This window comes from Brevibacterium picturae, assembly GCF_030453725.1.
GTDB lineage: Bacteria > Actinomycetota > Actinomycetes > Actinomycetales > Brevibacteriaceae > Brevibacterium > Brevibacterium sandarakinum_A.
The window spans coordinates 21,619-29,676 of sequence record NZ_JAKDJU010000020.1; the positions used below are offsets into that span (position 1 = coordinate 21,619).

Sequence of the window (8,058 nt, forward strand, 5' to 3'; positions counted from 1 at the left end):
TACTGCTAGAGACAGCGCCGTCTTTAACGTAAACTCCTACACCCCGTGAAGGCAGCGATGTACAGTGAATACTCAACGACCCCGAAAGCTCCGCGTCAACCAGTTCGTGCCGGACTCTACGATCCCGCACTCGAGCACGACGCATGTGGGCTGGCGCTCATCGTCCGCTACCGTGGCCCGGCAGACCATGAGGTCGTCGAACAGGCTCTGACCGCACTGCGCAAGCTCGAACACCGAGGCGGCATCGGCTCCGACGAAGGCACAGGGGATGGCGCCGGAATCACCCTGCAGATTCCCCACGACTATTTCGCCGAGGTGCTCGGTGCCGACGGCGTCGAACTTCCGGAGCCGGGCAGCTACGTCGCAGGCATCGGATTCTTCGCTCAGGACTACCGACAGGATCTCATCCCCGACGTGGCTTTCCCCACGGACGACAGGGACGCTTCGGTCACAGAGGGCATGAACGATTCGCACGAGGATCAGGACGACCTCGTCAACCGGATCGCCGCCGAAGAGGGACTGAAGGTCCTCGCCTTCCGCGACGTACCCCACGACGCGAGCGTGCTGGGCGAGACCGCACGCACCACGATGCCGCGCATGCGCCAGCTCTTCCTCGCCATCGACGAGCGGTATCCCTCCCGGGACCCACAGGATCTGAGTCGCCGGTCCTACATCGTGAGGAAGCGCCTCGACCATGGCGGTCTCTACTGCCCTTCTCTCAACCCGGGCACCATCACCTACAAGGGCATGCTCTCAACGGGTCAGCTCTCCGCCTTCTACACGGAACTGCTCGACGATCGGCTGACCTCTCGGATCGCACTCGTGCATTCTCGCTTCTCGACGAACACGTTCCCGTCCTGGCAGCTGGCGCAGCCCTTCGGCACGATCGCCCACAACGGCGAGATCAACACGGTGCGCGGCAACCGCAACTGGATGCAGGCCAGGGAATCGAAGCTGGCCTCGGACCTGCTCGTCTCCCCGGTGCCCGGCACCTCGACGAGCCTGGACAGACTGTGCCCGATCGTGCCGCCCGGCGCCTCGGACTCGGCGTCATTCAACTCGGTGCTCGAACTCATGGTCGCCTCGGGCAGATCGCTGCCGCAGGCGATGCTGATGATGATCCCCGAGGCCTGGGAGAACAACCCCGGAATGGGCGAATCGCGCAAGGCCTTCTACGAGTACCACTCGCTCCTGATGGAGCCGTGGGACGGGCCCGCCTGCGTGGCCTTCACCGACGGGAAGCTGGCAGGGGCGGTCCTCGATCGCAACGGCCTGCGTCCTGCGCGCTACGTCATGACCTCCGACACCGTGGTCCTGGCCAGTGAGATCGGCGTCGTCGACCTGCCGGAGTCCGACATCGTCGCCCGCGGTCGGCTGACCCCGGGACGCATGTTCCTCGTCGACACCGAGTCGGAACGGGTCATCTCCGATACGGAGATCAAAAACCAGCTCGCTACCGACCACCCCTACGAGGACTGGGTGAAGGACTGCTCCCGCCGTCTGGCCGATCTGCCCACCCGAGTCCACGTCACCCATCCGCAGGCGTCCGTGCGCCGACGCCAACGCACCTTCGGCTACACGGAGGAGGAACTGCGGATCCTCATCTCGCCGATGGCTGAGACCGGGGCCGAGCCCCTCGGCGCCATGGGTACGGACACCGCGATCGCGGCCCTGAGCAACCGGCCACGACTGCTCTTCGACTACTTCCACCAGAACTTCGCGCAGGTGACCAACCCGCCGCTGGACTCCATCCGCGAGGACATCGTGACCAGCATGTCCTCGGGCATCGGGCGTGAGGGCAACCTCCTGCAGTTCGACCATCCGGATTCTGCGCACATCCTGCTCGATCGTCCGGTCATCGACAACGACGAGCTTGCGGCGATCTCACACGTGCAGGGCCGCCACCTCGGCGTCGACGATGGTCGACCCAGCGTGACCCTCTCGGGTCTGTACTCGGTGAACGCAGGACCCGACGCCATGGCGAAGCGCCTTGAAGAGTTGTGCCGGGAGGCCAGCGCGGCCGTCGAGGCCGGAGCTGTGTTCATCATCCTCAGCGACAGGGACTCGACGGCGGACCTCGCACCGATTCCGTCCCTGCTGCTGACCTCGGCTCTCCACCACCACCTGGTCCGGGCGCGTTCGCGTACCCGCGTGTCGATCATCGTCGAAGCCGGTGATGTACGAGAGGTCCACCACGTGGCCACACTGATGTCCTTCGGCGCTTCGGCGGTCAACCCGTACCTCGTCATGGAATCGGCCGAGGCGCTTGTTCGCTCGGACAGGATCCGGGGCATCAGCGAGACCACGGCCGTGGCGAATGTGCTCACGGCGCTGAACAAGGGACTGCTGAAGATCATGTCGAAGATGGGAATCTCGACCGTGCAGTCCTACCACGGTGCTCAGACCTTCGAAGCCCTCGGACTGGCCGATGACTTCATCGACGAGTTCTTCACCTCCACCCCGCACCAGCTCGGGGGCAAGGGGATCGTCGAGATCACCGCGGAATCGAGTGCCCGGCATGCCGACGCCTACCGCGATGACCATCCGCGGCCCTCGCACCGGAATCTGCTGGTCGGCGGCGAATATCAGTGGCGGCGGGAAGGTCCGGGCCACCTGTTCAACCCGGAGACGATCTTCAAGCTCCAGCACTCCACTGCCACAGGACGCTTCGACATCTTCGAGCAGTACACCCACGCCGTCGATGAGCAGTCACGTGAGCTCATGACTCTGCGCGGACTGTTCGACCTCGTGCCCACGGAATCGGGACCGATCGACATCGCCGAGGTGGAGCCGGCCAGCGAGATCATGAAGCGCTTCTCGACAGGTGCCATGAGCTACGGCTCACTGTCCCAAGAGGCACACGAGACTCTGGCCATCGCCATGAACCGCATCGGCGGGAGGTCGAACACCGGTGAGGGTGGAGAGGACACCGAACGCCTCGTCGATCCCGAACGCCGATCGGCGATCAAGCAGATCGCCAGCGGCCGGTTCGGGGTCACCAGCCACTACCTCACCGAGGCCGATGACCTGCAGATCAAGATGGCTCAGGGCGCGAAGCCGGGGGAGGGCGGACAGCTGCCCGGGGCGAAGGTCTACCCGTGGATCGCGAAGACCAGACATGCCACTCCCGGAGTGGGGCTGATCTCTCCGCCGCCGCACCACGACATCTATTCGATCGAGGACCTCGCCCAGCTCATCCACGACCTCGGTCGGGCCAACGCCCGGGCCCGCGTGCACGTGAAACTCGTGTCCGGGATCGGCGTCGGCACGGTGGCCGCCGGTGTGGCCAAGGCCGGAGCCGACGTCGTCCTCATCTCCGGTCACGACGGAGGCACCGGGGCCAGCCCGCTGAACTCACTCAAGCATGCCGGCACCCCCTGGGAACTCGGCTTGGCCGAGGCCCAGCAGACCCTGGTGCTCAACGGGCTGCGAGAGAAGGTCAGCGTGCAGGTCGACGGCCAGCTCAAGACCGGCCGCGACGTCATCATCGCCGCCCTGCTGGGTGGTGAGGAGTTCGGATTCGCGACCGCGGCCCTCGTGGTCTCCGGTTGTATCATGATGCGTGTGTGCCACAAGGACACATGTCCCGTCGGCGTCGCGACCCAGAACCCGAAGCTGCGCGAACGCTTCCACGGACAGGCCGATCACGTCGTGAACTTCTTCACCTTCATCGCCGAGGAGGTCCGCGGTTACCTCGCGCAGCTGGGCTTGCGCTCGCTCGACGAGGCGATCGGAGCGGTCGAGAGGCTGCGCATCGATGAGAAGCGTGCCGAGGCCTCGGGCCTCGACCTCGATCTGGCATCGATCCTCACCGTGCCCGAGGACGTCCATGGCAACACCGGAGTGCCTCGCAAATGCACCACCGAGGTCAACCGCGACTTCGCGGGGGAACTGGACCTGCGACTGCTGGCCGAGGCAGGGGAGGCGATCGGGTCCGGGGCGAAGGTCACGATCACCTCGGCGATCGAGAACACGGACCGCAGCGTCGGCACCCTGCTGGGGCACAATGTCACGCTCTCCCATGCGGATGCGGGCTTGCCCGAGCACACGATCAGGCTCGACCTGCACGGCACAGCCGGGCAGTCACTCGGTGCCTTCCTGCCTCGCGGGGTCAGCATCGACCTGCACGGCGACGCCAACGACTACGTCGGCAAGGGGCTCTCGGGCGGGACCATCAGCGTGCATCCGCACGAGGAGAACCCGACCAGACCCGAGCACAATGTCATCGCCGGCAACGTGTTGGGCTACGGCGCGACCGCCGGCAAGCTGTTCGTCTCCGGCCAGGTGGGGGAGCGGTTCATGGTGCGCAACTCCGGCGCCGAGGCGGTCGTCGAAGGCATCGGCGACCACGGGCTGGAGTACATGACCGGAGGTATCGCCGTCATCCTCGGCAGCACCGGACGCAACTTCGCCGCAGGCATGTCGGGCGGCACGGCATACGTCCTGGACTTCAACCCCGCCAAGCTCAACCTCAAGGAACGCGCTGCCGGCGTATTCCGGTTCACCGGGGTGGGAATCACCGATATGGAAGTCCTCCAGCGCCTGTTGGATGAACATGTTCAGTGGACGGGCTCGCCTCTGGCCGCCCAGTTGCTTGACGGACTGCGCCGAGGAGAGGACGTCCTCTCCCGCTTCACAAAGATCATTCCCGTCGCCTATGCGATGGTCAAAGACGTCCAGGAAGAGTTCACCGCGGCAGGTCAGTCCGCGGATTCGGACGACGCCTGGCACAAGATTCTGGAGGTCGCCAATGGCTGATCCACATGGATTCCTCACCACCGACCAGCGCGAGCTGCCACGGCGGCGCCCGGTTCCCATCCGACTCATGGACTACCGCGAGGTCTACGAAGCAGGCGATCCGGAGCAGCTGCGTAGGCAGGCATCGCGCTGCATGGACTGCGGCGTACCGTTCTGCCATCAGGGCTGCCCCTTGGGCAATCTGATTCCCGAGTTCAACGATGCCATGTACCGCGGAGAGCTGCCACGTGCGGTCGAACTGCTCCATGCGACGAACAACTTCCCGGAATTCACCGGCCGGGCATGTCCGGCTCCGTGTGAGAACGCCTGCGTCCTCGGCATCAATCAGCCTGCAGTGACGATCAAGCAGGTCGAGGTCTCGATCGTCGATCAGGGCTTTGCGGCCGGACTCATCCAGCCGATGATCCCTGAACGGATCACCGGGCGCACCGTTGCCGTCATCGGTTCCGGTCCGACCGGACTCGCCGCAGCCCAGCAGCTGACCCGGGCCGGACACACCGTCGTCGTCTACGAACGCGACGATCGCCTCGGCGGCCTGCTGCGCTACGGGATCCCCGACTTCAAGCTCGAGAAGCAGCACATCGACCGTCGTCTCGATCAGATGCGCGCAGAAGGCACACGGTTCACAACCTCGGTCGAGATCGGCAGGGACATCAGTCTCGAGGACCTGCAGTCGAGCTTCGACGCCGTCATCGTGTGCACAGGTGCCACAGTGCCCCGTGATATGAGCATCGGCGGCCGCGACCTTCGCGGAGTCGAATTCGCGATGGACTATCTGGTGCCTTCGAATCGCGTGCAGGCGGGGGAGCAGCCTGGACCCGGTGGAGTGAAGAGCCACATCGACGCTGCGGGAAAGCACGTGGTCATCATCGGCGGGGGTGACACGGGTGCGGACTGTCTGGGCACGGCCCTGCGGCAGACCGCCGCCTCGGTCACGACGCTGGCGATCGGAGCTCAGCCGCCCACCGACCGCAGCGAGGCAGATCCCTGGCCCACGGTCCCGCGCATCTTCGAGGTCCAGTCCTCCCATGAGGAGGGCGGCACGCGGCGTTACCTCGCATCGACGACAGGGTTCGCCGGAGACGAGGAGGGCCGGGTGGTCGGGATCGAGGTGGCAGAGACCCAGTTCGTCGACGGTCGCCGCGTGCCGACTCCTGGTACCGAGCACCGTTTGGATGCAGACCTCGTGCTCCTGGCTCTCGGCTTCTCGGGGCCGGAATCCGAAGCTCTCGGCCTCGACGTCAGCGACAGTGGGGCCTTCGCCCGCGATGAGACCTATCTCGGGTCGACTCCCGGGGTATTCATCGCCGGTGACGCTGGGCGGGGCCAGTCGCTCATCGTGTGGGCGATCGCCGAGGGGCGGTCGGTCGCGGCCGAGGTCGACCGGTTCCTCACGGGGTCGACTCGGCTGCCTGAACCGGTCGGGCCACACGACAGATCGTTTTAAATGTTAAGATTATCTGTGTCAATTAATGAGAAGAGCGCACATCGGTGTGCGTGATTCTGCTCCGACGAACAGACGTGATGGGCGGTTCGAACCGCCCATCACGGTACAGGTAGGGTGGTGTGCATGAGGCGTGCAAAGATAGTCGCAACATTAGGTCCGAACCAGAATTCCTATGAAGAGATCCGCGCTCTCGTCGACGAGGGCGTCGATGTGGCCCGATTCAATCTCAGCCACGGCAAGCGGGAAGAGCACGAGGAGAAATTCGCCTGGGTCCGCCAGGCTGCGCTCGACACCGGACGCGCCGTCGCGGTGCTGCTCGATCTGCAGGGCCCGAAGATCAGGGTCGGCAACTTCGCCAATGGCAAGGAGGAGCTGGTCGAGGGTGCGACGTTCACCATCACCAGCCGTGATATCGCCGGGACAGCGGAGGTCGTGAGCACCACGCTGTCGACTCTGCCGGGCGACGTTTCCGTCGGAGACCCCCTGCTCATCGACGACGGACGTCTGCGTCTGCGTGCCACCGAGGTGACCGACACCGATGTCATCACCGAAGTGGAGATCGGCGGAACGATCTCGAACCACAAGGGCATCAACCTTCCCGGCGTCCCGGTCTCCGTCCCAGCGCTGTCCGAGAAGGACGTCGACGATCTCAAGTGGGGTCTGGGGATCGGCTTCGACTGGGTGGCGCTGTCCTTCGTCCGCAGCCCCGAGGACATGGACGATGTCCGGGCGGTCATGGATGAGGTCGGCGTCACGGCTCCCGTCATCGCCAAGCTTGAGAAGCCGCAGGCCGTCGACCAGCTCGATGCGGTCATCGATGCCTTCGACGGAATCATGGTCGCCCGCGGTGACCTCGGCGTGGAGCTGCCCCTCGAGCAGGTCCCGATCGTGCAGAAGCGTGCCGTCGAGATCGCACGTCAGCAGGCTAAACCCGTCATCGTGGCCACACAGATGCTCGAAACCATGATCGATGCGGCCAGGCCGACCCGCGCCGAGGCCAGCGACTGCGCCAACGCGGTCCTCGACGGTGCCGATGCCCTCATGCTCTCCGGCGAAACCTCCGTCGGCGAGTACTGGGTCGACGCGATTCGGACCATGAGCCGCATCATCGAATCCACCGAGGAACACGGCATGGAGCGGATTCCGCAGCTGGGCACGGTTCCTCATACCAAGGGTGGGGCCGTGACCGCCGCTGCGGTCCAGATCGCTGAGCAGCTCGACATCGATCTGCTCTGCACCTTCTCCCAGACAGGCGACTCCGTGCGTCGGATGTCGCGTCTGCGTCCGGCCTGGCCGATCCTCGGCTTCACCCCCGATGCACAGGTTCGCCATCAGTTGGCTCTGACCTGGGGCGTCCGCCCCTACCTCGTCAAGACCGTGCGCCACACAGACCAGATGGCCAGGCAGGTCGACGCCGTGCTGCTGGCGGACGGAACCGCGCACGAGGGCGATCAGTCCATCCTCGTGGCCGGGTCCCCTCCTGGCATCCCCGGTTCGACCAATGCACTGCGCATCCACACGATGGGCGATGCGGCCCGGGGCGTTGCCGCGGCCTACGAGGACTCCTCCGACGACGAGGAAGATCCCTTGGCAGGCTATGGCATCGTTGCCGAAGCACCGGTCACTCGTGAGGTGCCGATCGTGCAGGAGAACGGCACACCCCGGCACTGAGACCGTGATGGACTGCTGAGCCCCGGAGCGGCACCGTGAGGGCCCTGGCCCTTGGTGCTTCTGGCCTCCGGTCGCAGCAGTCGACAACGGCGGCCGTCCCGATTCAGGGCGGCCGCCGTTTGTCATGCGCGCCGGCATCCATACGCCGTGCGTGCCGGCATCGATACGCCATGCGCGCCGGC

General features: G+C 65.4%; 3 protein-coding genes. All 3 read left to right on the forward strand.

Features of this window, described 5'->3' with window-relative positions; translation table 11 throughout:
• Nucleotides 1-57 precede the first annotated feature (57 nt).
• The 3 genes from gltB (at nt 58) to pyk (ending at nt 7,876) form a co-directional block, all read left to right on the forward strand.
• Nucleotides 58-4,758, forward strand: a complete 4,701-nt coding sequence (gltB, locus tag L0G76_RS03935) for a glutamate synthase large subunit (RefSeq protein ID WP_304356024.1) — start codon at nt 58-60, stop codon at nt 4,756-4,758.
• Nucleotides 4,751-6,205 (forward strand): glutamate synthase subunit beta, encoded by a 1,455-nt coding sequence (locus tag L0G76_RS03940; RefSeq protein WP_304356022.1) that lies wholly within the window; start codon nt 4,751-4,753, stop codon nt 6,203-6,205. The genes gltB and L0G76_RS03940 overlap by 8 nt, the downstream gene beginning before the upstream one ends.
• Nucleotides 6,206-6,328: 123 nt before the next feature.
• Nucleotides 6,329-7,876, forward strand: coding sequence for a pyruvate kinase (gene pyk / locus L0G76_RS03945; protein ID WP_304356023.1), 1,548 nt, complete (start codon nt 6,329-6,331; stop codon nt 7,874-7,876).
• Nucleotides 7,877-8,058: the final 182 nt, after the last annotated feature.